A 25,445-nucleotide genomic window follows, 5' to 3' on the forward strand; every position below is an offset into this window, starting at 1 on the left:
CGCGTTCCCGGGGGATGAACGTTTGATTGCGCACACGCCAGGGGACTGCTCCCGGCGGGGCCGAAACGTTCTCGGAAGAGGTTGTCGAATGGTCAGCTGTCGGGTGGGTCTGGTCGGTGCCGGGGGAGTGGCGCAGCGTCACGCGCGGGTGCTGTCCGGATTCGAGGACGTCGAGATCGTCGGGGTCACCGACGTGGTTTCGGAGGCGGCGGTCGCGCTGGCCGCGCGGCACGACGCGCGGACCTTCACCGACGTGGCCGAACTGCTGGCCGCCGGCCCCGACGCGGTGTACGTCTGTGTGCCGCCCTTCGCGCACGGCCCCGTCGAGGAGGCGGTCGTCGACGCCGGGGTGCCGATGTTCGTGGAGAAGCCCGTCGCCGTCGACCTGGGCACCGCCGAGCGGATCGCCGACCTCGTCGCCCGGCGCGGACTGCGGACCGCCGTCGGGCACCACTGGCGTTACCTGAGCGTGCTCGACACGGCCCGTGAGCTGCTCGCCGACCGTCCGGTGCGGATGGTCAGCGGCGCCTGGCTGGACAAGGTTCCGCCGGTCGCCTGGTGGTCGCGGCGGGACCGGTCCGGCGGCCCGGTCGTCGAACAGGCCGCCCACGTGCTGGACCTGATCCGGGTGCTGGCCGGCGAGGTCACCGAGGTCACCGCGTACGGCGACGGCACGCCACCGCCCGTGGACGGCGCGGACATCGACTCGGTGACCACCGCCACGCTGCGCTTCGCCACCGGCGCGGTCGGCACGCTCAGCGCCGCCTGCGTGCTGGGCTGGAAGCACCGTGCCGGCCTGGAGATCCTCGCTGACGGGCTGGCCCTGTCGCTGACCGAGGACGGTCTGCTGATCCGTGACGCCGACGGCGAGCGGCACGTGCCGGCCGATCCGGAGGCCGCCCGGGTGGCGGTGGACCGCGCGTTCGTCGACGCGGTCCGCGGTGCGGGCGACGACGTGCGTGTCCCGTACGCCGAGGCGCTGAACACGCAGCGGCTGGCCCTCGCGGTGGCCGACTCGGCCCGCAGCGGCCGGGCGGTGCGGCTCGGCACGTCCGTCGGGACGGTCGTGCCGGCGACCGGGGTGACCGTCGATGCGTGATCGGGTCGTCGCGGTCACCGCCCCCGGCCGGGTGGAGATCGTCGAGCAGGAGGCCGCGCCACTGCGGCCCGGCACGTTCCGCGTCGAGACGCTGTTCAGCGGCGTCTCCGCCGGTACCGAGCTGAGCTACGTCAAGGGCACGAACCCCTACCTGAACGTCACCTGGAACGCCGACCTCGGGCTCTTCCAGCCCGGCGCGGCCAGCACCCCGTACCCGGTGACCCGGCTGGGTTACATGCAGGTGGGCCGGGTGGTGGAGAGCGCGACCCCGGCGGTCGCGGTGGGCGCGGTCGGTGCGATGACGTACGGGCACCGCACCGGCTGGCTGGCCGACCCGGTCGCCGAACGGTTCGTGCCGCTGCCCGACGACCTGGACCCGATGCTCGGCGTCTACGTCGCGCACATGGGCCCGATCTGCGCGAACGGTCTGCTGCACGCCGCCGCCGACCTGCACGGCGCGCAGGTCCGTGCGCTCGGCGACGGGGTACGCGGTCGGCGGGTCGCGGTGGTCGGCGCCGGCGTGGTGGGTCTGCTGACCGCCCTGCTGGCCCGCCGGCACGGCGCCGCGTCGGTGGTGGTGCTCGACCCGACCCCGCAGCGACGTCAGGTCGCCGAGGCGCTCGGCCTGGAGTCGCTCGACCCGGAGGTGGACGACCCGGGCGTGGTGCTGAAGACCCGGTGGCCGCACGTCGCCGGCGACCGGGGCGCCGACGTGGTGTTCCAGTGCCGGGGGCAGGCGTGGGCGTTGCACCTCGCGCTGCGGTTGTTGCGCCCGCAGGGCACCGTGATCGACCTGGCCTTCTACCAGGGCGGCGCGGACGCGGTCCGGCTCGGCGAGGAGTTCCACCACAACGGCCTGGCCCTGCGCTGCGCGCAGATCGGACGGGTACCGCGCGGGCTCGCGCCCACCTGGGACCGGGAGCGGCTCTCCGCCGAGACCGTCGACCTGCTGCGGGCGTACGGGGACGTCGTGCGCAAGCACCTGGTCTCGGCGGTGGTCCCGTTTGACGAGGCGCCCACCCTGCTCACCGATCTGGCCGAGCGCCGCCGCCAGGAGCTCCAGGTGGTCCTGGCCGGCTGAGGCGCCGGCACGGGGTGAAGGGGCCGGCTACCGTTCGCCCCATGAGCACCCCGACGGCCCCGCCGGTCGACAGCCCGCCCGAGAACCGACCGGTCGGCCTGCGCTCCCTGCTGCCGTACCTGCGCGAGCACCGGGGCACCCTCGTCGTGGTGGGCGTGCTGTCGCTGGCCGGTTCGGCGGCGTCGCTGGCCCAGCCGCTGCTCACCCGGTCGGTGCTCGACCGGATCGGCCGCGAACACCCGGTCTGGTCGCTGGTGGCGGTGCTGGTGGGGCTCGTGGTGCTCGGCGCGGCGATCGGCGGCCTGCGCGACTACCTGCTGCAACGCACCGCCGAAGGACTGGTGCTCGGCACCCGGCGACGGCTGGCGGCCCACCTGCTGCGGCTGCCCATCGCCGAGTACGACCAGCGGCGTACCGGCGACCTGCTCTCCCGGGTGGGCTCGGACACCACCCTGCTGCGGGCGGTGGTCACCTCCGGGCTGTTCGAGACGGTCACCGGGGCGGTGATGGTGGTCGGGGCGGGCACCGCGATGGTGCTGCTCGACCCGCTGCTGTTCGGTGTCACCCTGCTCGGGGTGGGTCTCGGGCTGGGCTTCGCGGCGACCTTCGCCCGGCGGGTCCGGGCGCTGGCGCGGGCCGCCCAGGAGCGGGTCGGCGAAATGACCTCGGCGGTGGAGCGGGCCATCTCGGCGGCCCGGACCATCCGGGCCAGCCGGGCCGAGGCACGGGAGGCGGACACCGTCGCCGGCAGCGCCCGCGAGGCGTACGGGGCGGGGCTGCGGGTGGCCCGGGTGCAGGCGCTGATCGGCCCGATCGGCTCGGTCACCGTGCAGGGGGCGTTCCTGCTGGTGCTCGGCATCGGCGGAGCGCGGGTCGCCGCCGGGGCGATCTCCGTCGGCGACCTGGTCGCCTTCGTCATGTACCTGTTCCTCCTGGCGTTGCCGCTGGGTCAGGTGTTGCGCGCCTACACCCAGTTGCAGTCCGGTCTGGGCGCGTTGCAGCGGATCGAGGAGATCCTGGCCGTGCCGACGGAGGACGCGGCGGACACGCCGATCGCCGCGACCGCGACGACGACCCCGCGTCGGCCCGCACCCATGATCGAGTTCGACCGGGTCGGCTTCGGCTACCCGGGCGCCGGGCCGGTGCTGCACGACGTCAGCTTCGCGGTGCCGACCGGCACCCGTACCGCCCTGGTCGGCCCGTCGGGTGCCGGCAAGTCGACGCTGCTGGCCCTGGTCGAACGCTTCTACGAGGTGAGCGCCGGCGCGGTCCGGGTGGACGGCGTCGACGTGCGCGAGCTGCCCCGCGACGCGCTACGGGCGCGGCTCGGCTACGTGGAGCAGGAGGCGCCGGTCCTCGCCGGCACGCTGCGCGAGAACCTGCTGATCACCGCCCCCGACGCGACGGACGACCGGCTGCGCGAGGTCCTCGACGAGGTCAACCTCGCCCACCTGGCCCAGCGCACCCCGCAGGGACTCGACGTGCAGGTGGGGGAGGGCGGGGTGCTGCTCTCCGGGGGCGAGCGGCAACGGCTGGCCATCGGGCGGGCCCTGCTGGCCGGCCCGCCGGTGTTGCTGCTCGACGAGCCGACCAGCAACCTGGACGCGCGCAACGAGGCCGCGCTGCGTCGCGCCATCGACGCGGTGGCCGTGCGCCGCACGCTGTTGATCGTGGCGCACCGGCTCGCCACCGTGGTGGACGCCGACCAGATCGTCGTGCTCGACGGCGGCCGGGTAGTGGCCGTGGGCACCCACGCCGAGCTGACCGCCACCGACCCGCTCTACCGGGAGTTGGCCACCCACCAACTGCTGGTCGCCTGATCGGGTCAACTTGCCGGGCGGCCGGGCCGCCCGTGTCGCTCAGAATCGCGTACCGTTGCCGCTCATGGGTGTGTCGCAACGGTTCAAGAGCAAGTTCCGGCGTTTCCTCCAGCGCCCGGGATCAACCGTGGATCTTGCTCCGCTGGAGAAGCTGCTGCCGGCGATCGCGGCGCGCGAGGACGACCTCGCCGCGCTCGACGACGCCGAGTTGACCGAGGCCGCCGGCACCGCCGTCGGCTACGAGGAGATCTGCGCGGTCGGCCGCGAGGCCGCCCGCCGGGGCCTCGACCAGCGACCGTACGACGTGCAGCTGCTCGGCGCGATGGCGCTGCTCTCCGGCAAGGTCGCCGAGATGGCCACCGGTGAGGGCAAGACGCTGACCGCCACCATCGCCGCGTACGGGCACGTCCGGCTGGGCAACGGGCCGGTGCACGTGCTCACCGTCAACGACTATCTGGCCCGCCGTGACGCCCAGTGGATGGAGCCCGTCTACCGGCTGCTCGGGCTCACCGTCGGCTGGGTCAACGAGGCGTCCACGCCCCAGGAGCGGCGTGACGCGTACTCCTGCGACGTCACCTACATCTCGGTGAGCGAGGCGGGCTTCGACTACCTGCGCGACCAGCTCGTCACCGACGTCGAAGACCGCGTGCAGCCGGTGCTGACCACGGCGATCATCGACGAGGCCGACTCGATCATGATCGACGAGGCCCGGGTGCCGATGGTGCTCGCCGGCGCGGTGCCGGGCGAGCAGGACCCGGTGCACGCCGCCGCCGCGCTGGTGCGCGGCCTGCGCAAGGGCCGGCACTACACGATCGCCGAGGACGGGCGCAGCGTGGCGTTCACCTCCGCCGGCCTGGCCGCCGTCGAGGCCAAGCTCGGCATCGACCTGTACGACGAGGAGCACGTCGAGCAGCTCTCCGCGGTCCACGTGGCGCTGCACGCCCAGACCCTGCTGCACCGTGACGTGGATTACATCGTCCGGGACGGCTCGGTCGAGCTGATCGACGAGATGCGCGGCCGGGTGGCCCAGCGCCGCCGCTGGCCCGACGGGCTCCAGGCGGCGGTCGAGGCCAAGGAAGGGCTGGACGCCACCGCCGAGGGCGAGGTGCTCGGCACCATCGCCGTACAGGCGTTCATCGCGCTCTACCCGAAGGTGTGCGGCATGACCGCCACCGCGGTGCTGGTCGGCGACCAGTTGCGGGAGTTCTTCGACCTCGAGGTGGCGGTGATCCCGCCGAACACGCCGTGCGTCCGCGAGGACGAGCCGGACCGGATCTACGCCACCCGCGCCGAGAAGGACGAGGCGCTGATCGACGAGATCCGTCGCTGCCACGACGCCGGGCGGCCGGTGCTCGTCGGCACCCTGGACGTCAAGGAGTCCGAGGCGCTCGCCGCCGGGCTCAACGCGGCCGGCGTGTCCTGCGTGGTGCTGAACGCCAAGAACGACGACGAGGAAGCGGCGATCATCGCCGAGGCCGGCGCGTACGGCGCGGTGACGGTCTCCACCCAGATGGCCGGCCGGGGCGTCGACATCCGCCTCGGCGGCAGCGACCAGGCCGACCGGGACCGGGTGGCCGAGCTGGGCGGCCTCTACGTGATCGGCAGCGGCCGGCACGACAGCCGCCGCGTCGACGACCAGTTGCGGGGCCGCGCCGGCCGGCAGGGCGACCCCGGTGGCTCGGTCTTCTTCGTCAGCCTGGAGGACGACCTGGTCGTCCGGCACGCCGCCGACGCGGTGCCCCCCTCGCCGCGGATGAACGCGGACGGCCTGGTCACCGACGAGCAGGTCGACTACGCGGTGGAGCACGCCCAGCGGGTCGCCGAGGGCGTCAACCACGAGATCCACCGCAACACCTGGCGCTACAGCGTGGTGATCGAGCAGCAGCGCAAGGCCCTGGCCGCCCGCCGCGAGCGCCTGCTGACCAGCGACGTGGCCGCGCTGATGCTGCTGGACAAGGAGCCCGAGAAGGCCGGCGAGATGGACGAGGACCTGCTCGCCCGGGCGGCCCGGTCGATCGCCCTGTTCCACCTGGACCGGCTCTGGGCCGCGCACCTGGCCGAGCTGTCCGAGGTCCGCGAGGGCGTACACCTGCGTGCCCTGGGCCGGCTCGACCCGCTTGACGAGTTCCACCGGGCGGCGGTGCCGGCGTTCAACAACCTCGTCCCGGAGATCGAGGCGCGCACCATCGCCACGTTCAACGAGACCGAATTCGATGAGGACTGGACGCCCGACGACGGCACGCTGGTCCGGCCGACCGCCACCTGGACGTACCTGGTGCACGACAACCCGTTCGGCTCCGAGCTCGACCGGCTGATCGCCTCGATCGGGCGGCGGCTCAGCGGCGCGTCGCGCTGACCTGACTCGCGGGGCCTCTGCCGTACCTCCGGGTAGGGCAGAGGCCCCTACCTGCGCCGTTTCGATCCCGGTTTGCGAGGGTAGTAGGGCGGGTCGGCCAAGGCGGAAGAGAGCAGACGATGGCACACGTGACGATGACGTCCGGATGCGCGCGAGGGCACACGAGGGCAGTGCGACGGTGAACCTGGACACGCAGGAACCGGTGGTCGAACGACTGGGCGTGCTGGAGACGGCCGCGCTGCTGCGGGAGCTGACCGCCGGCCTGATCGGCCTGACCGATTTCGATGAGGCGCTGCTGGCGCTGGTCCGGGTCACCCGGGACGCGGTGGCCGGGGTGCGCTGGTGCGGCTTCACCGCGCTGCGCGCCGGCGAGCCGGCCGGTGTCGCCGCCTCCGACGACCGGATGGCCGGCCTTGACGACCTGCGTCACGGGCCCGACACGCCGGCCATGAGCGCGATCCGGCGCCGCGAGATGATCCTCGCGGTCGACCTGGCCGGCGAGCCTCGGTGGCCGGCCTGGACGCCGCGCGCCCGTGACCTCGGGGTCCAGGGGGTGATCTCCGCGCCGGTGGACATCGACGACCAGGTGATCGGGGCGATCAATCTCTACGCCGCCGCGCCCGACGTGCTCACCCCACAGCACCAACTCACCGCGATGCTGCTCGCCGAACACGCCGGTCTGTTGCTGGCCGCCGTCCGGGACCGGGGCCGCCAGCAGGCGCTCACCGGTGAGCGGGACGCCTCGCTCCTGCACGAGGGCGTCGTCGGGCAGGCCATCGGGGTGATCATGACGCAGCGGGGGTGCCCGGCTGCCGAGGCCCTGGACGTGCTGCGTACCGCCGCCACGTCGCTGGACATACCGCTGCGCGAGGTGGCCGAACGCCTCGTCCGGACGGTCTCCCGCCCCCGCGAGAGCTGACCGTCGACCGGCACGGGTGGATGCCCGTTCTCCCGGTCCCCGGCGAGTCGGGCGGCGTCGTTTCACCTCTCGGACGCTCGGGTAGCAGTCTGGTACCGATGGACTGCGCCTGACCCTGGGGAGGACCGATGCAGAGCCGGCTGCGGGTGCAGGGGCACCCCATCCAACCGATGTTGGTGACGTTCCCGCTCGGGCTCTTCGTCAGCGCCACGGTCTTCGACCTCACCGACGTCGTCGGCGGGCCCGTCTTCCTCGGCGAGGTCGGCTACTGGACCGGCGTCGCCGCCCTGTTCGCCGCCGCCATGACGGCGATCGCGGGCATGGTCGACCTGTGGGACGTGCCGGTCGACGGCACCCGCCGTACCGCCATCGCCTTCAACCTGGTGAACGCGGCCATGGCGGGTCTGTTCCTGATCACCAGCCTGGTCCGCGCCCACTCGCCGGATCGTGGCGCGACGGCCGCGATCCTGTGCACCGAACTGGTGGCGCTGGCGGCCGGCGGCGTCGGCGTGTACCTGGGCGCGCGGCTGATGCGCCAGTTCGACGGGGGTCGCGTCGAGACCGGCAGCCTGGACACCCTCGCCGGTGGCACCGTCGAAGTCGTCCGCCCCCGCCCGTGATGGGGGCTGTGCCGCGTCGCCGTCTCCGGTTCGGTTCGCGTGATCGACTCGGCTTCCTGGATCTCGGGGCGTCGGAGGCTCGGTGACAGGACGGCTTCCAGGAACGCGAGTCGATCAAGCGCTGGGTAAATGGATTGCCGCTCGGGTGGCGGGCCGGCGAGGCTGAGCGCCGTGACTGACGCGCGTACCGCCGAGGAGCTGATCGCGGAGGCCGCCGTCGCGCCCGTCGACGGCTGGGGGTTCGACTGGCTGGCCGGCCGGGCCACCGAGGAACGCCCACCCTGGGGCTACGCCCGGCTCGTCGCCGAGCGGATGGGCCGCGCCCACGCCGCGCTGGACGTGGACACCGGCGGCGGTGAGGTGTTGGCGGAGGTGCCGCGATCGCCGAAGGTGCTGGTGGCCACCGAGGCGTGGCCGCCGAACATTCTGGTGGCACGGCGGAACCTGGGCCCGCTCGGCGCGACGGTGGTGGCCGTCGCGCCCGACTCGGCGCTGCCGTTCCGGGACGACGCCTTCGACCTGGTGGTGAGCCGGCACCCGGTACGCACCGACTGGGCGGAGACGGCCCGGGTGCTGCGCCCCGGCGGGACGTACCTGTCGCAGCAGATCGGGCCAGGCACCATGCGGGAGCTGAGCGAGGCGATCCTCGGCCCACTGCCCCCGCCGGACAGCCGGCACCCCGAGGACGCGGTCGCCGCCGCCGAGGCCGCCGGCCTGACGGTGGTCGACCTGCGCCGGGCCACGCTCCGCGCGACGTTCCACGACATCGGCGCGGTGGTTTGGTTCCTGCGCAAGGTGGTCTGGACAGTTCCCGGGTTCACCGTGGACCGCCACCGCCCCGCCCTGCTAGCCCTACACCGCCGCATCACCGAACACGGCCCCTTCGTAGCCCACGCCCAACGCTTCCTCCTAGAAGCAACCCACCCCTAACCACCCCCCGCCCCGCCCGCGCCCCGCCCGCCCCTTCCCGCACCCGCCCTCGCCCTCCCGGCCCCGCTCTCCCGCCGATCTTGCACTTGCTGTTGGCGTTATGCCCCATCGACACCTTTAGTCACCACAGAGGGTCTGTGGATCTAACGGTGTTTCCGGCCTGACCTGCCGGGCGTTGTGCCTGGTGAGGAGGGTGCCGTGATGACCGCGACACTGAACGACCAGACCGGACGTAGGAAGCGGCCCGAGCCGTCGGCGGAGGCGAAGGCGGCCGCTGAGCTGGTTCGGGCCGCGAAGGAACAGGGGCTGTCGTTGACCGGCCCGGACGGGCTGCTCAAGCAGTTGACCAAGACGGTCCTGGAGACCGCGTTGAACGAGGAGATGACCGAGCACCTCGGCTATGAGAAACACGATCAGGTCGGTGCCGGGTCGGGCAACGTCCGTAACGGCACCAGGGCGAAGACGGTGCTGACCGACAGCACCGGTCCGGTGCAGATCGACGTGCCCCGGGACCGGGCCGGCACGTTCGAGCCGCAGATCGTCCGCAAGCGGCAGCGCCGGCTCTCCGGAGTCGACGAGGTCGTGTTGTCGTTGTATGCCAAAGGGCTCACGACTGGGGAGATCTCGGCGCATTTCGCGGAGATCTATGGCGCCTCGGTGTCCAAGGAGACGATCTCGCGGATCACCGACAAGGTGATCGAGGAGATGACCGACTGGTCGCACCGCCCGTTGGATGAGATTTACGCGGCGGTGTTCATCGACGCGATCGTGGTCAAGGTCCGCGATGGGCAGGTCGCGAACCGGCCGTTCTATGCCGCGATCGGCGTCACGCTCGACGGTGAGAAGGACATCCTCGGGTTGTGGGCCGGCACCGGTGGTGAGGGCGCGAAGTTCTGGATGAGCGTGCTGACCGACCTGCGCAACCGCGGTGTGAAGGACGTGTTCTTCCTCGTCTGCGACGGCCTCAAAGGGCTGCCTGAGGTGGTGACGAACGTGTGGCCCCGCACGATCGTGCAGACGTGCATCATCCATCTGATCCGCAACACGTTCCGGCTCACCTCCCGCAAGTACTGGGACGCGCTCAAGCACGACATCAAGCCGATCTACACCGCCGTGAACGCCCAGGCGGCCCGGGCGGCGTTCGATGACTTGGCCGAGAAGTGGGGCAGCCGGTATCCGGCGGTGATCCGGTTGTGGGACAACGCCTGGGCAGAGTTCATCCCGTTCCTCGACTACGACGTCGAAATCCGGCGGGTGATCTGCTCGACCAACGCGATCGAGTCGCTCAACGCCCGCTACCGGCGGGCCGTCAAAGCCCGCGGCCACTTCCCCAACGAGCAGGCCGCGTTGAAGTGTCTGTACCTGGTAACCCGATCCCTGGACCCCACCGGGGCAGGCCGAACCCGATGGACGATGCGCTGGAAACCCGCCCTGAACGCCTTTGCCATCACCTTCAGCGACCGCTTCCCAGCCGCTGAAACTTACTAACCAAGATCGCCGGAAACACCTTTAGCGAGACAGGCCCACCACAGAAACCGCAAGATCGACGGGGGCGGGGCGGGGCGGGGCGAGAGCGCGGGCGGGGCGGGGCGGGGACGGGGGAGAAGAGGTGGACAGTTAGTGGGGGTGGGTTTTGTGGTGGGTGGCTAGGAGGTCGGCGCCGAAGTCGCTGGCGGGGCGGCGGAGAACGGTGTGCGCGTGGTTGCCGTCGTCGCTCGTGTTGTCGTACTCGATCAGCAGGTCGTCGCCCTGCACCCGGTAGTAGTGGCGCTGCCCGGGGTTGGTCGGCCCGGCCCAGGCGAAGTGCAGTGGACCGCCGGCCAGGCGGGTTGCCTCGCGTACGGCCAGTTCGGGAGGTAGCCGGTCCAGGTAGAGCGCGACGACCTGGTCGAGCAGCGCCCGGCCGGTGGGGCCGAGCCGGTCGGCCGGTACGCCGAGGGGTTCCAGTGGCCCGTCGACGCGGGGGCGGGTCGCGCTGATGATGTCCGTCGGCGCGTCGTCGGCGATGATCGCGGCGGCCCGTCCGGCGGGGCCCAGGGCGTCGAGCAGGGCGCGGCCCAGGTCCTCCTCGACGCCGAGCGGTCGGGAGACGGGCCTTCCGGCGTAGCGCACCGCGGCCGGGTTGGCGCCGAAGAAGATCGGCGCGGGGGAGACCTCGTCGTCCACCACGGTCATGGTCACCGACAGGTGGTGCCCTTCGATCCGCCATGCCCAGCGGTCGTCGCGCGTCGGGTCGCCGAACACGGCGATCCAGTAGTCGCCGCTGTGCCGGCCGCGACGCCACCCTTCGGCCCGGTCCAGGACCTCTTCGAGGGCGATGATCGCCATGGCCTGGGCGTACGCCGATGGGCTGAGGGCGGTGGCCAGGAGTCGGTGCGCGGCCTTGCGCCCGGCGATGTCCAGCGCGGCGAGGCAGACGCCGGGGCGCGGGCGTGGCCGGTACTCCAGCCAGCGTCGGGCCGGCTCGTCGTCGAACGGGTACGTCGCGTCGACGCGGGTCGCGGGGTCGAGCGCGGTCAGCAGTGCGTTGCCGGCGGCGCGCATCTGTTCGGGCAGCGGATCTTCCACCGCCTCTGTATACCGTCAGTCGGCCTGTAGCAGCCGCACCATCTCCGGCAGGTCGAAGAACTGCGCGGTCTCCAGGGCGGAGGGATTGCCGTACGCCGGGTCGGCCCCGGCCGCGAGGAGCGCGCGGACCCCGTCGGCGCTGCTGCGAAAGACCGCGGCGGCCAGGGCGCTCTGACCTCGATCGTTGGTGCGCGTGTGGTCCGCGCCCCGGGCCAGCAGGGCGGCCACCGTGTCGGGGTGGGAGTGGTAGGCGGCCAGGATCAGCAGGGTGTCGCCCTTGTCGTTGGTGAGGTTGACCGGCAGGCCGGCGTCGACCTGGGCGGCCAGTTCCTCGGTGGCGCCCGCGCGGGCCAGGTCGAACATCCGGTGCGCGAACGCCAGGGTCTCGGCGTCGAGGTCGTCGGTCACCGGTCCAGGCTAGGGCGCGGCGGTGGACTCCGCATCCGCACCGGGGCATCCCGGCATCTGGAATTACCTACTAAACCTATAGGCTTTGCCGGCTAGAGTACGGGGGCACCCCACGCACCGACCCGCGAGGAACCACCGATGACCCACGACCGCCCGGCCACCGACCTGCTCGCCGTCGCCGCCCGCTGGGCCGACCCGGCCGGCTGGCCGGTGGCGCTGCGCTTCGATCCCGGCGAACGCTGGTACGCCCGGCTCGCCACCGCCGACGACCACGAGGTGTGGGCGCTGAGTTGGCTGCCCGGCCAGGGCACCGACCTGCACGACCACGGCGGCTCTGCCGGCGCGTTCCGGGTGGTGGCCGGCGCCCTCACCGAGCAGACGGTCAGCCGGGGACGACTGCTGCCCCGTGTGCTGCCCGCCGGCACCGGCCGTCGATTCGGCGCCCGCCACGTCCACCAGGTCACCAACCGCGGCGCGGACCCCGCGGTCAGCGTGCACGTCTACCGGCCGGCGCTGCGCCGGATGACCCGCTACGACCTGCACGACGGTCGGCTGCGCGCCGCCGAGGTCGCCGAGGCCGGCCGGTCCTGGTGAATCGACCCGACCCTCTCGTATCCGGAAGGAACCGATAATGCAGCTCACCGCCGAGCAGTGTCCGGTGCCCGTGCCCCCGCCGGGCTCCCGGGGCATCGACGAGATCCTGGCCGCCGCCCGTGCCCGGCTCGACCGGCTGGACCCGGAGCGGGCGCACCTCGCCTACCGGGCCGGGGCGCTGCTGGTCGACATCCGGCCGGCGGCCCAACGCGCCGCGCACGGTGTCGTGCCCGGCGCGCTCACGGTCGAGCGCAACGTGCTCGAGTGGCGTTTCGACCCGCGCTGCCCGGCCCGGCTGCCCGAGGCCGTCGACTACGACGTGCCGGTGGTGATCCTCTGCCAGGAGGGTTACACCTCGTCACTGGCCGCCGCCGCGTTGCAGGACATCGGCCTGCACCGGGCCACCGACGTCGACGGCGGGTTCGCCGCCTGGCGCATCGCCGGTCTGCCGGCGCTCGGCCCGACCCCCCTGCACCGCGCAACCCCCCTCGCGCCCCCGGTCACCGCCGGCTGGGCGCGCCGCTGACCCCCACGCCGCACCGGGCGTGGCGGGCGTACCGCCATCAGGAGGCACGATGTCCGTCGTCGCGATCCCCACCCGTCCCTACTCGCCGGGCCACCCGGGACGGGCCGTCGGCCGTCCGCGCACCGGACCCACCCTGACCGTCACCCTCGACCTGGCCCCCGGGCCGATGAGCCCCCGGCTGGCCCGACTGGTGCAGCTGCTCGGCGAGCTGGCCGAGGCCGGCGACGACCGACTCGGCCCCGCCGACGACGTACCGCAGACGCCGCGACCGCTGCCGCGGCCCGCTGCCGTCGCGACGTCCGTGGTCACCGACGCCGCCGACGTTCACATCCTGGCCGGCTCACGGACCGTCCGTCACGGCGACCGGGTGGTCGCCCTCACCCGCATCGAGTACGACCTGCTGCTCTTTCTCGCCGAGCGTCCGCACCGGGTCTTCACCCGCCTCCAGCTGCTGTCGAACGTCTGGGGCTACGAGCACGCGGTGGCCCGGACCGTGGACGTGCACGTGCGGCGGCTGCGCGCCAAGCTCGCCGGCGCGGAGGTCGTCACCACCGTCTACGGAGTGGGTTACCGCCTCGGCGACGAGGCGCGGATCAGCGTGGACCACACCCGCTGAACGGGCCGGGTGGCCGGGCCGGGACGGCGGCGGCATCCGCATGCTGAACAGGACGGGGACCCCCGTAACGGGGCATCGGGGCGGCTCTGCTGTAATCATCTGACTTCGTACGCAGAGCGAGCGTCCGGCTCCGATGCGTCCGTCAATTGTCACATTCATGCAACGCGGCCGCCTCTTGACCCTCACCCGGACGCCGGGAAGCATCGATGAAGCGGCGTCCCGGGCCGTGGGGAGATACCCGGACCAGCCCAAGGAGGACCATGTCGGTCAGCCCCGCCTCGTCGCGCGCCGGATGGCATACGTCCCAACCTGCGGTGCCCGGTCGACCTCCCGGCGGTCAACGCCGCCCGGCGAACACCGCCGCGCCCGTGCTCACCGTGACGCTGTCCATCCCGCTGACCTGCGAGGAGTCGCTGACGCCGCCGGCCCAGCGGCTGCTCGAAGCCGCGCGTGAGCTGCTCGAACGGGGCGAAGGCGTGGTGACCACCTCCGTGCCGGCCGAGCGCCGCGCCGACGGTGTGCCGGCCAACCGGTCACCCGTGCGCGCGCTCACCCCGACGATCCCCTCCCTGCACATCCTCGCGTCGTCCCGGTCGGTGCTGCGCGACGACGAGCCGCTGCCCCTGACCCGGTTGGAGTTCGACCTGCTGCTGCACCTGGTCGCCCACCCCCGTCGCGTCTTCACCCGGCTGCAACTGCTCAACGCCGTGTGGGGCTACGAGCACGCCGGGGTGCGCACCGTCGACGTGCACGTGCGCCGGCTGCGCGGCAAGGTCGGCGTCGACGTGCCGCTGGTCACCACCGTCTACGGCGTGGGCTACCGGTTGGCCGACGACGCGCGCGTCACCGTCGACCGCACCGGCTGACCGCCACCAGCGCCCGCTGGTTCCCGGCGGGGCAGGATGGACCGGTGCGCATCCGTCCCATCTCGCCCGACCTGCTCGTCGCCGAACTGACCGGCCGCCTCGCCGACGCCTCGGCCACCGTCGAGCCCGCCCGGCTGCGCGTCGCCGTCGACGGCGCTCCCGCCGCCGGCCCGGACGAACTGGCCGCCGCGCTGGTCGACCCGCTGCGCGCCCGGGGCCGTCCGGTCCTGCACGTACGCGCCGACGACTTCCTCCGACCCGCGTCGCTGCGCTTCGAACTCGGCCGCACCAACCCGGACGCCTACTACGAGGGTTGGCTCGACGAGGCCGGCCTGCGCCGTGAGGTGCTCGACCCGGCCGGTCCCGGCGGCGACGGGAGGGTGCTGCCGTCGCTGTGGGACCCGGTCGCCGACCGGGCCAGCCGTGCCGCGTACCTCGACCTGCCGCCGGGCGGCGTGGTGCTGGTCAGCGGCGCGCTCCTGCTCGGCGGCGCGCTGCCGTTCGACGTGACCGTCCACCTTCAGGTGTCCACGGCGGCGCTGCGCCGCCGCACCGATCCCGACCGGGGGTGGACCCTGCCGGCCTTCGACCGCTACGCCGACGAGGTGGTTCCCGCCAGCTTCGCCGACGTGGTCGTACGCGCCGACGACCCCCGCCATCCCGCGCTCGTCGAGGCCACCGACGCGGGCTGAAATTGGCTCGTTTGCGGGCCGCTTCCGGCGGGTACTCGCCCGGCTCACAGAGCGCGGGTGATCGCCCGCGTACCGCATGCGACCGCTACCGGGGCTCCACGCCGCCGGACCCGGTTCACGTGAACCACAGGCCAGGAAAGGCAGGCAGCGATGCTCGTCCACGACACGGTCGACACCGGCCGCTCCCAGACGGAGATCGACCAGATCCGGCAGTCCCTACAGGCGCGCTACGACGAGTTGACCGCCGAGTACGACCAGGCCGTCCTGCAGAGCCAGGTGCTGCGGCTGGTGGAGGTCGGCGACACCGCCGGCGACGACCAGGCCGACAGCGGCACCAAGACGGCCGAGCGGGATACCGCCCAGTCCCTGCTGCGGACGATCCTCGACCGACGCGCCCAGTACGAGCACGCCCTGGGCCGCCTCGCCGAGGGCACGTACGGCTGGTGCGAGGGCTGCAAGGCGGCCATCCCGGTCGAGCGGCTGGAGATCTTCCCGGCCGCCACCACCTGTGTCACCTGCAAGCAGACCCGCGAACGGCGGGCGGCCTGAGCGAGAAGCAGCGGTTGCCGGTCGGTCCGCGACACGATGGACTCCACTCATGGGTGACATCCTGGTGGGCACCGCGTCCTGGACCGACCGCACGCTGCTCGACTCGGGCTGGTATCCGCAGACCGCGGACAACCCCGAGAAACGCCTCGCGTACTACGCCCGGCAGTTCCCGCTGGTCGAGGTGGACGCGACCTACTACTCGCCGCCGGCCGAGTCGACCGCGCGACTGTGGGTCGACCGCACGCCGGCCGGGTTCACCTTCAACATCAAGGCGTTCAGCCTGCTGACCGGCCACCCCACGAAGGTCAGCGCGCTCTACAAGGACCTGCGGCCGGAGACGGACAAGAAGAACGTCTACCCCGACGACCTGCCCGCGCAGGCCTACGAGGAGGTGTGGACGCGCTTCCTCTCCGCGCTGGACCCGCTCGTGGCGGCGGGCAAGCTGGGCGCGCTGCTGTTCCAGTTCCCGCCCTGGTTCACCATCAAGCGGGCCAACAAGCAGTACCTGCTGGAGGTGGCGAAGCGCTGCGCGCCGTTGCGTCCGGTCTACGAGTTCCGACACGCGTCCTGGTTCGACGGCGACAACGCCGACGAGACGCTGACGTTCCTGCGCGAGCACGACCTGTCGTACGTCTGCGTGGACATGCCGCAGGGTCACCGCTCCTCGGTGCCCCCGGTCCTGGCCGCCACCGGTGACCTGGCCGTGATGCGCTTTCACGGCCACAGTGACAAGTGGACCAGCAAGGACATCCACGAGAAGTTCGGCTACCACTACTCCAAGCGGGAGCTGAAGGACTGGGCACCGAAGCTGCGCGAGCTTGCCGACTCCGCCGGCCAGACCCACGTCCTCATGAACAACTGCTACCGCGACTACGCGCAACAGAACGGCCAGCAGTTGCAGGCCCTCCTGGGCGGTTGAACGCGGAGAGGGCGGCGGGATCGGGAGTGGTGTGGGCCGGATAGTGCCGATGGCTTCGGGTGCGGCAGCGGCCCGCCCTGGAAGGGCGACGGCTAAGGCGTGTTCGGTTCGGACGTGATTCGCAGCCAGCGAGACCGGTGGAAGATCGGGTCCTCGGCGAGGACCATGCATTCCCAGCTGCCGTCGCGTCGTCCGGAGCGGCGGTCTGGTCCGTTGAACTGGCTGAGCCCGGTGGGCCCCCCATATCGGTGAATGTCCTCGTTGGTGGCGACCTCGTTGCCGCACCACGTCAGCTCGTCACCGGCCTCGTGCAGGGCGGTGGAGGTGCCTGACATCACCAGCGTGTGGGCATGTTCGGCTACGAACAATGCCTGCAGCGCCGGGTTGTATGTCCGGCCGACCGGCGAGCGCGGAGCCGGTGCCGACATTGTCGCGGGGGCCCCGGGGCCACGGCGTAGCGTCGCACGGATCGTCGGCCAGGCCGACGGTCGTAGCGGCACATCGCGGCGCACGATGAGGAGGTCGGCCAATCCCTGGCTGTCACGCCAGGACGCGGCGGTATCGCTGGGTTCGTTCATCCGCAACGGCAGAAACACCGCACTGTGTGGGCTGACCGCCGCCAGCCGGAACAGCGCCCCGAGGCGAAGTAGATCCGCGCGGGAGCTGATAAGAGCGCCGGTGTGCTGCCACAGCACATTGGTGATGTGGGTGTTGCGAAGTGGAGCCGCCATCGTGATCACCCGCCGTAGCTGGGTGCTACGGGACACGTGGTGAACGCGTAAGCGGAGGCGCATCCGCGCCGCGTCCGGAGGGCTGGTCACTGAGGCACGGTAGACCGGGTGCCTGTTCAGGCCAATCGTGAATTCCCACGACGTGGTCGGGGAATCCGCCTAAGCGATTACGGCGCGGCGTCGGCCTCATCCACTGAGCGAGAGGTCGGCCGCTGGGCAGATGCCCGTGCGCAGGTGATCCGCGACCTACGGCTCAAGTTCGGTGCACCCGACGAGGAGCACTACCCGAAGGCACCTGATCGCGTACCCGACAGCCTGGTCTGACCCTCGCGTCTGCGGCCGTGACGACCCGCGCGCCTCTCACCCGATCCGGGTGGGGCCGGCTCACCCGGTCGCCGGGCAGGGTGGGCACGGCGGGTACGGCCGCCCGACGGCCGGAGACGACACGGAGGTGACGGGGGATGACGGTTCGACTGGTGACGGATCGACGGCGCGGAGCCGTCCTGCACGTGGTCGGCGCGGCGGACAACGCCCGACGTGCCCCGCAGGGCAGTCCGGTACGCGCCCGGCGCGGTCCGGTGGGACCGCCGCGACGTACGGACGAGCGACGCTGGGAGGCCACGGATCGGGGGTCGACCGATGCCTGACTCGATGATCTCCGCGTTCGAGAGTTCGCTGGACAAGACCAACCTGATCCTCAAGGACATCGAGGACGCCTACGGGTGGCCGAAGGAGCGGCGCAACCAGTCGTACGCGGCGCTGCGCACGGTGCTGCACCTGCTGCGGGACCGGTTGGCGGTCAACGAGAGCGTCGAGTTCGCCCAGCAGTTGCCCGTGCTGGTCCGCGGGATCTACTTCGACGGCTGGAACCCGTCCGACGTGCCGATCAAGCTCAACCGCGACGACTTCCTGTACGAGGTCCGCCAGGGCTTCCCGTACGACGCCGAGGGCGGCGCGGAGCGGGTGACGCAGGTGGTGCTGGACACCCTGCGTCGGCACGTCACCCAGGGCGAGTGGCAGGACGTGAAGGACACCATGCCCAAGGACCTCGCCATGATGCTGCCCTGAGGCCGGCCTACCGAGTGGCGCTGTCCGGCGGGGACGGCACCCGGGACACCGGGTGGCCGGCCCCGCAGGCCAGCGCCGCGAACGCGACGGCGTCGGTGACCGCCGCGCCGCCGGGGTCGTTGTTGAAATAGACGTACGCCGGCTCGTCCGCGTCGAACGCGTCGGTGAGCCGACGGACCCACGAGCCGAGCGCGGTACGCCCGTAGTGCGGCCACGGCCGGGCCCGCCCCTCGTGCAGCCGCAGGTAGCCGAAGTCGGTGGTCCGCCAGCGCGGCGCCACCGGCCGACCGAGGCGATCCGCCCAGACCAGCGCCGCCCGCCGCCGTTCCAGGACGGCCCGGGTGGCGTCGGTCCACCACGACGGGTGCCGGGGCTCGACCGCCACCCGCACCTCCTGCGGGAACAGCCGAAGTGTCGTGTCGAGCGCGTCGACGTCCGCCCGCAGGTTCGGTGGCAGTTGCAGCAGCACCGGGCCGAGCCGGTCACCGAGGGCGGTGGCCCGGCCGAGGAACCGGGCCACCGGCTCGGCCGGCTCCCGCAGACGCTTGATGTGGGTGAGGTAGCGGCTCATCTTGACCGCCACGCAGAAGTCCGCCGGGGTGCGTTCCCGCCACGCCGCGAACGTCCCGCGCTCCGGCAGCCGGTAGAACGCGTTGTTGACCTCGACGGTGGCGAAGCCCGCCGCGAAGTGCTCCAACCACAGTCGCTGTGGCAGCTCCTGCGGGTAGAAGCGGCCCCGCCAGTCCCGGTACTGCCAGCCCGACGTGCCCACCAGGATCACCGCCCCATCCTGGCACTCTCCGCCGCCGCCCGCGAACCGACCGTGTCGTCCCGGTTCGGCGTCTACGGTGTGGGTTAGAGAAGATCGCGCGTGGGGTACCACCCGCAGCACGACGGACCCCGGCGTACGGCGGGGCGGCACACCCGAGGGAGTACCGATGGCACTCAACGACGACGACATGCAGACCATGGGCGGCGGCGGCCTGGAAGGCCCGGCCGACGGCGGTGCGACCCCGGGTCACCAGGACGGTGGCGCCGATGGTGGCGCGGAGGGTCCGGCCGACGGTGGCGCGACCCCGGGTCACCAGGACGGTGGCGCCGATGGTGGCGCGGAGGGTCCGGCCGACGGTGGCGCGACCCCGGGTCACCAGGACGGTGGCGCGGACGGTGGCGCGGAGGGTCCGGCCGACGGTGGCGCGACCCCGGGTCACCAGGACGGTGGCGCCGACGGCAGCGCCCGGTAGCGGCACGTCATGACGTACCTCGACCCGCCGGGCGGCCACGGCCGCCCGGCGGTTCCGTCCGTGGCTTCCGACGACGTGCCCGCGGCGGCGGCCGCCGCGCTGGCCCGCTGCGTGTCGGTCGAGCCCGCGAAGTTCGCCGCCGCGCACTGGGGCCACACCCCGCTGCTCTCCCGCGCCGCCGAGCTGCCCGACCCGGCCGGCTTCACCGACCTGTTCAGCCCGGACGACGCCGACGAACTGCTCAGCCGGCGCGGTCTGCGTACCCCCTTCCTGCGTGTCGCCAAGGACGGACAGCTCGTGCCGGCGGCCCGCTGGACCGGCGGCGGCGGAGCCGGCGCCGAGATCGGCGACCAGGTGCTCGACGAGCGGATCCTGGAGCAGTACGCCGGTGGCGCCACCCTCGTGGTGCAGGGCCTGCACCGGATCTGGCCGCCGCTGGTGGACTTCGCCCGCGACCTGGGCCTCGCGCTGCGCCAGCCGTTGCAGGTCAACGCCTACCTCACCCCGGCGGGCAGCCAGGGCTTCGCCACCCACTACGACACCCACGACGTGTTCGTGCTCCAGGTGGACGGTCGCAAGCACTGGCGGATCCACCCGCCGGTCCTGCCGGACCCGCTGGAGAAGCAGCCCTGGGGCGGCCGCGCCGACGAGGTCGGCGCCACCGCCCAGGGCCCCGCCGCGCTGGACGTGGTGCTCGCACCCGGCGACGCCCTCTACCTGCCACGCGGGTGGCTGCACAGCGCCCAGGCACAGGAGGCCAGCTCGCTGCACCTGACCGTGGGCATCCGCGCGCTGACCCGCTACGCGCTCGTCGAGGAACTGCTCGCGCTGGCGGCCGAGGACCAGCGGCTACGGGCCAGCCTGCCGTTCGGCACCGACGTCGCCGACCCGGACGCCATCGAGCCGGAGCTGACCGAGACCGTGGAGGCGCTGCGCGACTGGCTGCTGCGGGCCGACCCGGGCAAGGTCGCGGCGCGGCTGCGCCAGCGTGCCTGGCCGGCGGCCCGACCGGCGCCGATCCGCCCGCTCGCCCAGGCCGGCGCGCTGGCCGCGCTGGACGCCGACGCCCGGCTCGTCCTGCGGCCGGGCCTGCGCTGGCAGCTCACGCCGCACGGAGACGGCCAGGTGGCGCTGCGGCTGTTCGACCGTACGATCACGCTGCCCGCCGACTGCGAGCCGGCCACCCGCGCGCTGCTCGGCGGCACCGCCACCCGGGTCGGCGACCTGCCGGGCCTGCCCGACGACGCCGACCGCGTCACGCTGGCCCGCCGCCTGCTCCGCGAGGCCGTGGTCGTGCCGGCCTGAGCGCGACTGCGGGTGATCGACTCGGTTTCCCGGAAGTCGCGCTCTCCCGGCGGCGCGGAAGGCCCGGTTTCCGGGAGGCCGAGTCGATCATGCAGCCGGCACCGGCCGCGCGGGCCGAGGCGTCGAGCGGCGCGGTCAGCGGCCGAGGGCCAGCAGCAGCACCATCGTGACCAGCCCGGCGCCGAGCACCACCATGATCGGTCGGGGGCCGAGCATCGCGTGCCGGCGGTCGGCCAGCACCCGGGCCGGCGCGAGCCCCATCAGCGGCCCGAGCAGCGTCACCACCAGCGCCAGCACCGGCATCCCGACCGCCAGGTCGCCGCCGTACCCGACGCCGAGCGCCCGCGCGGCGACGCCCAGCGCGTACCCGAGCACCGCCCCGCCCACCCCGCACAACGCCAGCAACGGGTTGACCGAGCCCGGCAGCTCACCCGGCTGCCCGGCCCGGTTGAGCAGGTCACGGACCCGGCCGAGGAGCACCGCCGGGTCGCCGGGGACACCGCCGTTGGCCGGCACGGGCGGCCCGCCGAGACGACGGGCGCCGAGGCGGGCACGGGCCTGCTGCCACAGGTGCGCCACCTCGGCGTCGACGAGTTCCTGCTCCTCGCGGGCGTCGACCAGCTCCTGCTCGGCACGTCGCACCTCGGCGACGGCCTCGTCGACAGCGCGGTCGGCCGCCGCGCACTGCCGCTCGTACCAGGTGTGCGCCTCGGCGCGCTGTTCGCGTACCCGCGCGGTCAGCTCGGCGAGCCGTCGTAGCTGCGCCGTGTACGTCTCACTGGCCACCGGTTCGTTCATCTCGACGGTCCGTAGGGAATGATCACGTGACCGGTGCGGTGCACGGCCCGGTCGAAGAAGAGCCCGCGCCACGGGCGGGGATACCAGTCCGGGCCGCCGGTGCCCGGATAGAGCGACGCGCCCAACTCGCCGCCGTGCGCGTCCAACGCCACCCAGGCTCCGATCTGGTCGGTGCGGGCGGCCGGACCACCCAGGTCGGCGCGCATCCGTGCCACCCCCCGCCACCAGGCCAGCACGTGGGTGCGCCGCTCCGGACCGTCGTGCAGGATCCGGCGCAGCTGCTCCAGGCCGGTGCGCCGGCCCGTCCGCGCCGCGAGGGCCCCGGCCGCCGCGTCGACCGCGAACAGCAGCAGGTAGTGCGGGCTGCCCGCGCTGGACAACCCGTCGGCTGTCTCGGCCATCAGCTCGCCCACGGTCTCCTCGTCGTACCAGGCGGCGTCGTCGGCCAGGTCGTCGTAGAGCGCGCGGGCGATGCTGTCGGCGTCCGGGTCGAGGCAGGCGATGGAGAATCGGGCCGTGCCCGGCGGGTGCTGGCGGGCCAGTGACCGGGCCGCCGCGTCCAGCACCGCGCACGCCTCGTCCACCCGCGTGCCGAGCACCGCCAGGTTGCGTCCGGGCGCGCGGGGCAGCCGCAGCGCCGCCGAACGCGCCTGCACGTCGATGATCTCGCCGAGCAGGGCCACCGGATTGCGCGGCGCACGACCGTCCCTCGGGGCTTCGAGGGCCCGGAAGTCGGGGGCGTCGGTGAGTCGTGGGATCGCGTCACCGTCGAAGAGCCGGGCCGGTGCCGCGTCCGTCGGGCGCATCCGCCACAGGCGGTGTTGCAGGTCGTTCCACGTCTCCCAGTCGCTGGCGGCCGGGATCCGGGCGACCTCGTTGCCCTCGACCATGCCCGACTCGGCGTTGACCACCGCGTGCCAGCGTGGCAGTGACTGCGCCGCGTCGTTGCGTTCGGCGAGGATCCGCAGCGCCTTGGGCAGCGCGATCCGCAGGGCGAACTGCGCCACCAGCGCGGGACGCCCCCACAACGCCTCGATGCCGCGAACGTCCTGGGAGGCGAGCACCAGGTGGATGCCCTGCGAACGGCCGCGGCGGGCCAGGTCCTCCAGCAGGTCGGCGGCCTCCCGGGCCACCACGTCCCGGCCGGCCAGCAACATCTGGAACTCGTCGACCACCGCGACGATCCGCGGCCAGTGGCCGGTCGGGTCCACCGCGCGCAGCTCGGCGAGCTTGGTGACCTCGTGCTTCTTGGCCGCGTCGGCCCGCCGTCGCAGCTCCTCGGCGAGGAAGCGCAGCAGCGCCAGCCCGAACTCCCGGTCGGTGTTGACGTTGATGCCGACCAGGCGCATGTGCGGCAGCCAGCTCGGGTCACGCCGACCCTGTGCGAACCGGGCGAAGGACACGCCCTCCTTGAAGTCCAGCAGATAGAACTCCAGCTCGGCGGGGGAGTAGCGGGCCGCCAGCGCGCCGATCCACGCGAAGATCAGATTCGTCTTACCGGTGCCGGACGGCCCTCCGATGAGAGCGTGCGGCGGATAGTCGGCGAGCGTCAGGCGTACCGGCCGGCCCTGTGGTCCCTCGCCGATCGGCACGGTCAGGCCCTCCGCCGAGTTCTCCCGCCACATCAGATCCGGTGGCGGCAACAGGTCGGCGAACGGCGTCGGCGGCGGGCCGGCGTTCACCTGGGCGGCGACCTCGCGGCAGGTCTCGGTGACCAGCGTCGCCGGTGGGGGCGGGTCCAGCCGGACCAACAGGCCCGACGGGCCGCCGATCCGTGCGCCCGACGCGTCCGCCACCACCCGGGTCACCGTCGGATCGTCGGGCAGCGACACGCCACGGACCACCAGGTGCACCCCGCAGGCCGCGCCGGCACGAACCACCCGGTCGAGCTGCCCGCGCTCGTGCCGGTTCAACTCGTCGCCGCCGAGCAGCACCGCCACCCGCCACGGCTCGGGTCGGCGGCCGGTCGCCGAGGCCAGCTCCCGCAGGGACCCGTACTCGCCGGCCAGCACGGTCTCGTTGATCCGCCGGATCTGCTCGACCAGGTCGTCCAGGAGTGGGCCCAGTCCGCCGGGGCCGACGAAGGTGAGCAGCCCCGCCGTGCCCAGGGGCGCGAACCCGGCCAGGCCGCCGCCGAGGTGCTCCGGGTCGTACCCGATCAGTCGTACCCCACCGGGGTCGGCGCGGCCGACGGCCCGCAGCAGCAGCGCGGACACCACGGCGTCGCAGCCGGCGCGGTCGTCGCCGGACAGGTGGACGTGCCCGGCGTCGAGCAGCGGCACCAGCGCGGGGACCGGCTCGACGTCGTCGAGCCGGACCGTGCCGACCCGCAGCGCGCCGGGCGGCTCGGCCCGGCGCAGGGGGGTGGGGGTCCAGCCCGGCCAGTCGGCGCCGACGCAGCCGGGCGCCTCCCGGCGGGCGGCGTCGGCGGCGTGGCGGGCCAGTTCCGCGATGCGGGTGGCGTGCCGGGCGTCAATCTCGGCGAGCCGGCGGTCGCGCTGCCCGCCCACCCGCTCGGGTACGGCGGCGGCGGCCCGGCGGACCCGGGCCAGCCGCTCGCGCCCGGCGCTCAGGTCGGCCTGCGCCGCCGACAGCCGGGTGCGGGTCGCGCCCAGCGCCTCGGCGAGGGAGTCCCGGACGCGGCTGGCGAGCTGCCCCCGCCGGTCAGCCATCGGAGCCCCGGCGAGCCGGCGCGTCCCGCCACGGGCTGCCCGTGCGCGGCGGTACGACCCCGCCCGACGCCTGACCGCCCGCCTCGCCGGAACGGGGACCGGTGGCGCGCGGGACGTTCGGTCGTGGACTCGCGCCGCCTGGGCGCGGGACGCCGACGCGCTCGTCGTCGCGGCGCGGCGTCGGGGTCGCGCCGGACGGCTCCGGCCCGGCGGTGGCCTGCGGCGTTCCGGTGGGCAGGTCCCGGCCCAGCCGGGCGAGCAGCAGTCCGGCCGTCACCCCGGCGGCCACCGCCGAGTCGGCGGCGTGCGGCGGCTCCCCGGACGACCGGGGTGGCGGCATCCGGCACACCCGGGTCAGCAGCGTCTCCAGCACCGGCGGCGGCAGTCCGGGCAGCAGATCCCGCACCCGGCCGTCCAGCTCCCCGCGCAGCCGGCCCAGGTCGGCGGCGCGGGGCGGATGCCCGAGCAGCTCACCGGCCAGCTCGCGCAGCAACGGTGGCGCGAGCGCCGCCATGCCGAGGCCCACGTCGGCCGACGCCCGGCGCAGCTCGGTCCGCAGCCGGTCCCGGTCACCGGCGCGGACGCCGCCCACGACCCGGCGCAGCAACTCCTGCGAGTCGCGCAGCCCTTCGTCGGGCTCGTCCGCGCCGGCGTCGCGCCCGCCGGTCAGCTCCGTCACCCGTACGGACCACCAACGACGCATCCGTACCTGCTCGGGTCGCTCCGGCGCCACGGTGGTGGGCGCGTTCGGCGGCGCTTCGTCGTGACGCTGGTCGCGCTGCTGTGGCCGGGGCGGTGGGGCGCCGTCGGCGGCCAACCCGATCGCGGCCAGGTACGCCGACAGCTGCTCCTGAGCCACCCGCAGCGCGTAGTTCGCACTCTCGGCGTGCTCGGTGGCGGCGGACAGCTCGGGCACCCCCATCGGGTTGGCCGACTCCTGGCGTACCCAGCGCAGCCGCTCGGCGGCCAGGCCGAACTTCTCCAAAGCCTGAGCGAGCAGACCCACCGGGAACTCCTCGCTGGCCGCGCGGACCTGACCGCCGATGTCCTCGATGATGGACACG

General features: G+C 73.4%; 26 protein-coding genes. 19 read left to right on the forward strand and 7 right to left on the reverse strand.

Annotation, left to right across the window (positions count from 1 at the left end; translation table 11 throughout):
• Positions 1-88: 88 nt before the first annotated feature.
• From ACN269_RS02410 to ACN269_RS02445, 8 genes are all read left to right on the forward strand, one after another.
• Entirely contained in the window at positions 89-1,099 is a 1,011-nt protein-coding gene (locus tag ACN269_RS02410) for a Gfo/Idh/MocA family protein (protein WP_421470785.1), read from the forward strand.
• Positions 1,092-2,180: a zinc-dependent alcohol dehydrogenase gene (locus ACN269_RS02415; protein ID WP_421470786.1), complete on the forward strand. Its 1,089-nt coding sequence runs from the start codon at positions 1,092-1,094 to the stop codon at positions 2,178-2,180. The genes ACN269_RS02410 and ACN269_RS02415 overlap by 8 nt, the downstream gene beginning before the upstream one ends.
• 41 nt (positions 2,181-2,221) lie before the next feature.
• Entirely contained in the window at positions 2,222-4,000 is a 1,779-nt protein-coding gene (locus tag ACN269_RS02420; protein ID WP_421470787.1) for an ABC transporter ATP-binding protein, read from the forward strand.
• A 64-nt stretch (positions 4,001-4,064) separates the two neighbouring features.
• A complete protein-coding gene (gene secA2 / locus ACN269_RS02425; protein ID WP_421470788.1) occupies positions 4,065-6,356 on the forward strand; it encodes an accessory Sec system translocase SecA2 in 2,292 nt (763 codons plus the stop codon).
• A gap of 178 nt (positions 6,357-6,534) precedes the next feature.
• A complete protein-coding gene (locus tag ACN269_RS02430) occupies positions 6,535-7,275 on the forward strand; it encodes a GAF and ANTAR domain-containing protein (protein WP_421470789.1) in 741 nt (246 codons plus the stop codon).
• Between the two features lie 128 nt (positions 7,276-7,403).
• Entirely contained in the window at positions 7,404-7,895 is a 492-nt protein-coding gene (locus ACN269_RS02435) for a DUF2231 domain-containing protein (protein WP_421470790.1), read from the forward strand.
• Positions 7,896-8,066: 171 nt separating this feature from the next.
• Complete coding sequence (locus ACN269_RS02440; RefSeq protein WP_421470791.1) at positions 8,067-8,825, forward strand: class I SAM-dependent methyltransferase; 759 nt, start codon at positions 8,067-8,069, stop codon at positions 8,823-8,825.
• A 201-nt stretch (positions 8,826-9,026) separates the two neighbouring features.
• On the forward strand, positions 9,027-10,313 hold the full coding sequence (locus ACN269_RS02445; protein ID WP_421470792.1) for an IS256 family transposase: 1,287 nt from the start codon (positions 9,027-9,029) through the stop codon (positions 10,311-10,313).
• Between the two features lie 129 nt (positions 10,314-10,442).
• Here the strand turns inward: ACN269_RS02445 and ACN269_RS02450 are convergent, their stop codons facing one another.
• Together ACN269_RS02450 and ACN269_RS02455 are read right to left on the reverse strand one after the other, a co-directional pair.
• The gene (locus ACN269_RS02450; protein WP_421470793.1) at positions 10,443-11,393 is read right to left on the reverse strand and encodes a DUF3500 domain-containing protein; all 951 of its coding nucleotides are present in this window, start codon (positions 11,391-11,393) and stop codon (positions 10,443-10,445) included.
• Positions 11,394-11,408: 15 nt separating this feature from the next.
• Positions 11,409-11,801 (reverse strand): ankyrin repeat domain-containing protein, encoded by a 393-nt coding sequence (locus ACN269_RS02455; protein ID WP_421470794.1) that lies wholly within the window; start codon positions 11,799-11,801, stop codon positions 11,409-11,411.
• A 138-nt stretch (positions 11,802-11,939) separates the two neighbouring features.
• Here ACN269_RS02455 and ACN269_RS02460 point away from each other — a divergent pair, with 138 nt between their 5' ends.
• From ACN269_RS02460 to ACN269_RS02490, 7 genes are all read left to right on the forward strand, one after another.
• On the forward strand, positions 11,940-12,395 hold the full coding sequence (locus tag ACN269_RS02460; protein WP_421470795.1) for a cysteine dioxygenase: 456 nt from the start codon (positions 11,940-11,942) through the stop codon (positions 12,393-12,395).
• A gap of 37 nt (positions 12,396-12,432) precedes the next feature.
• A complete protein-coding gene (locus tag ACN269_RS02465; protein ID WP_421470796.1) occupies positions 12,433-12,921 on the forward strand; it encodes a rhodanese-like domain-containing protein in 489 nt (162 codons plus the stop codon).
• Positions 12,922-12,970: 49 nt separating this feature from the next.
• Positions 12,971-13,537: a winged helix-turn-helix domain-containing protein gene (locus tag ACN269_RS02470; protein WP_421470797.1), complete on the forward strand. Its 567-nt coding sequence runs from the start codon at positions 12,971-12,973 to the stop codon at positions 13,535-13,537.
• A gap of 260 nt (positions 13,538-13,797) precedes the next feature.
• Entirely contained in the window at positions 13,798-14,403 is a 606-nt protein-coding gene (locus ACN269_RS02475) for a winged helix-turn-helix domain-containing protein (RefSeq protein ID WP_421470798.1), read from the forward strand.
• 44 nt (positions 14,404-14,447) lie between these two features.
• Complete coding sequence (locus ACN269_RS02480) at positions 14,448-15,095, forward strand: uridine kinase (RefSeq protein ID WP_421470799.1); 648 nt, start codon at positions 14,448-14,450, stop codon at positions 15,093-15,095.
• Positions 15,096-15,245: 150 nt separating this feature from the next.
• Complete coding sequence (locus ACN269_RS02485) at positions 15,246-15,644, forward strand: TraR/DksA family transcriptional regulator (protein ID WP_421470800.1); 399 nt, start codon at positions 15,246-15,248, stop codon at positions 15,642-15,644.
• 49 nt (positions 15,645-15,693) lie between these two features.
• On the forward strand, positions 15,694-16,563 hold the full coding sequence (locus ACN269_RS02490; RefSeq protein ID WP_421470801.1) for a DUF72 domain-containing protein: 870 nt from the start codon (positions 15,694-15,696) through the stop codon (positions 16,561-16,563).
• 92 nt (positions 16,564-16,655) lie between these two features.
• Here ACN269_RS02490 and ACN269_RS02495 read toward each other — a convergent pair whose 3' ends face one another.
• Positions 16,656-17,303: a hypothetical protein gene (locus tag ACN269_RS02495; RefSeq protein ID WP_421470802.1), complete on the reverse strand. Its 648-nt coding sequence runs from the start codon at positions 17,301-17,303 to the stop codon at positions 16,656-16,658.
• 452 nt (positions 17,304-17,755) lie between these two features.
• Between ACN269_RS02495 and ACN269_RS02500 the strand changes: the two genes are divergently transcribed.
• Both ACN269_RS02500 and ACN269_RS02505 read left to right on the forward strand, forming a co-directional pair.
• Positions 17,756-17,941: a hypothetical protein gene (locus tag ACN269_RS02500; protein ID WP_421470803.1), complete on the forward strand. Its 186-nt coding sequence runs from the start codon at positions 17,756-17,758 to the stop codon at positions 17,939-17,941.
• Positions 17,934-18,362: a DUF2267 domain-containing protein gene (locus ACN269_RS02505; RefSeq protein ID WP_357398195.1), complete on the forward strand. Its 429-nt coding sequence runs from the start codon at positions 17,934-17,936 to the stop codon at positions 18,360-18,362. Before ACN269_RS02500 ends, ACN269_RS02505 begins: the two co-directional genes overlap by 8 nt.
• Positions 18,363-18,369: 7 nt before the next feature.
• On the opposite strand, the gene ACN269_RS02510 is transcribed toward ACN269_RS02505, so the two are convergent.
• Entirely contained in the window at positions 18,370-19,143 is a 774-nt protein-coding gene (locus ACN269_RS02510) for a DUF72 domain-containing protein (RefSeq protein ID WP_421470804.1), read from the reverse strand.
• 157 nt (positions 19,144-19,300) lie between these two features.
• Here ACN269_RS02510 and ACN269_RS02515 point away from each other — a divergent pair, with 157 nt between their 5' ends.
• Both ACN269_RS02515 and ACN269_RS02520 read left to right on the forward strand, forming a co-directional pair.
• The gene (locus ACN269_RS02515) at positions 19,301-19,606 is read left to right on the forward strand and encodes a hypothetical protein (RefSeq protein WP_421470805.1); all 306 of its coding nucleotides are present in this window, start codon (positions 19,301-19,303) and stop codon (positions 19,604-19,606) included.
• 9 nt (positions 19,607-19,615) lie between these two features.
• Positions 19,616-20,911 carry a cupin domain-containing protein gene (locus ACN269_RS02520; RefSeq protein ID WP_421470806.1) on the forward strand — a complete coding sequence of 432 codons (1,296 nt, stop codon included), beginning with the start codon at positions 19,616-19,618 and terminating at the stop codon, positions 20,909-20,911.
• 135 nt (positions 20,912-21,046) lie between these two features.
• Here the strand turns inward: ACN269_RS02520 and ACN269_RS02525 are convergent, their stop codons facing one another.
• The 3 genes from ACN269_RS02525 to ACN269_RS02535 are packed head-to-tail and all read right to left on the reverse strand — an operon-like array spanning position 21,047 to position 25,444.
• Positions 21,047-21,709, reverse strand: a complete 663-nt coding sequence (locus tag ACN269_RS02525) for a hypothetical protein (protein ID WP_421470807.1) — start codon at positions 21,707-21,709, stop codon at positions 21,047-21,049.
• Complete coding sequence (locus tag ACN269_RS02530; protein ID WP_421470808.1) at positions 21,706-24,381, reverse strand: FtsK/SpoIIIE domain-containing protein; 2,676 nt, start codon at positions 24,379-24,381, stop codon at positions 21,706-21,708. The genes ACN269_RS02525 and ACN269_RS02530 overlap by 4 nt, the downstream gene beginning before the upstream one ends.
• Positions 24,374-25,444 carry a hypothetical protein gene (locus ACN269_RS02535; protein WP_421470809.1) on the reverse strand — a complete coding sequence of 357 codons (1,071 nt, stop codon included), beginning with the start codon at positions 25,442-25,444 and terminating at the stop codon, positions 24,374-24,376. Before ACN269_RS02535 ends, ACN269_RS02530 begins: the two co-directional genes overlap by 8 nt.
• Position 25,445 lies beyond the last annotated feature (1 nt).

The organism is Micromonospora sp. WMMD736, from assembly GCF_049179015.1.
Classification (GTDB): Bacteria; Actinomycetota; Actinomycetes; order Mycobacteriales; family Micromonosporaceae; genus Micromonospora.

What these genes read in the sequence shown, in the direction of transcription:
- ACN269_RS02445 (WP_421470792.1), top strand. Translation starts at nt 9,027, where the DNA reads ATGACCGCGACACTGAACGACCAGACCGGACGTAGGAAGCGGCCCGAG.
- ACN269_RS02530 (WP_421470808.1), bottom strand. Translation starts at nt 24,381, where the DNA reads ATGGCTGACCGGCGGGGGCAGCTCGCCAGCCGCGTCCGGGACTCCCTC.
- secA2 (WP_421470788.1), top strand. Translation starts at nt 4,065, where the DNA reads ATGGGTGTGTCGCAACGGTTCAAGAGCAAGTTCCGGCGTTTCCTCCAG.
- ACN269_RS02420 (WP_421470787.1), top strand. Translation starts at nt 2,222, where the DNA reads ATGAGCACCCCGACGGCCCCGCCGGTCGACAGCCCGCCCGAGAACCGA.
- ACN269_RS02520 (WP_421470806.1), top strand. Translation starts at nt 19,616, where the DNA reads ATGACGTACCTCGACCCGCCGGGCGGCCACGGCCGCCCGGCGGTTCCG.
- ACN269_RS02410 (WP_421470785.1), top strand. Translation starts at nt 89, where the DNA reads ATGGTCAGCTGTCGGGTGGGTCTGGTCGGTGCCGGGGGAGTGGCGCAG.
- ACN269_RS02470 (WP_421470797.1), top strand. Translation starts at nt 12,971, where the DNA reads ATGTCCGTCGTCGCGATCCCCACCCGTCCCTACTCGCCGGGCCACCCG.
- ACN269_RS02490 (WP_421470801.1), top strand. Translation starts at nt 15,694, where the DNA reads ATGGGTGACATCCTGGTGGGCACCGCGTCCTGGACCGACCGCACGCTG.
- ACN269_RS02515 (WP_421470805.1), top strand. Translation starts at nt 19,301, where the DNA reads ATGGCACTCAACGACGACGACATGCAGACCATGGGCGGCGGCGGCCTG.
- ACN269_RS02415 (WP_421470786.1), top strand. Translation starts at nt 1,092, where the DNA reads ATGCGTGATCGGGTCGTCGCGGTCACCGCCCCCGGCCGGGTGGAGATC.
- ACN269_RS02460 (WP_421470795.1), top strand. Translation starts at nt 11,940, where the DNA reads ATGACCCACGACCGCCCGGCCACCGACCTGCTCGCCGTCGCCGCCCGC.
- ACN269_RS02525 (WP_421470807.1), bottom strand. Translation starts at nt 21,709, where the DNA reads ATGAACGAACCGGTGGCCAGTGAGACGTACACGGCGCAGCTACGACGG.
- ACN269_RS02435 (WP_421470790.1), top strand. Translation starts at nt 7,404, where the DNA reads ATGCAGAGCCGGCTGCGGGTGCAGGGGCACCCCATCCAACCGATGTTG.
- ACN269_RS02500 (WP_421470803.1), top strand. Translation starts at nt 17,756, where the DNA reads ATGACGGTTCGACTGGTGACGGATCGACGGCGCGGAGCCGTCCTGCAC.
- ACN269_RS02465 (WP_421470796.1), top strand. Translation starts at nt 12,433, where the DNA reads ATGCAGCTCACCGCCGAGCAGTGTCCGGTGCCCGTGCCCCCGCCGGGC.
- ACN269_RS02475 (WP_421470798.1), top strand. Translation starts at nt 13,798, where the DNA reads ATGTCGGTCAGCCCCGCCTCGTCGCGCGCCGGATGGCATACGTCCCAA.
- ACN269_RS02505 (WP_357398195.1), top strand. Translation starts at nt 17,934, where the DNA reads ATGCCTGACTCGATGATCTCCGCGTTCGAGAGTTCGCTGGACAAGACC.
- ACN269_RS02485 (WP_421470800.1), top strand. Translation starts at nt 15,246, where the DNA reads ATGCTCGTCCACGACACGGTCGACACCGGCCGCTCCCAGACGGAGATC.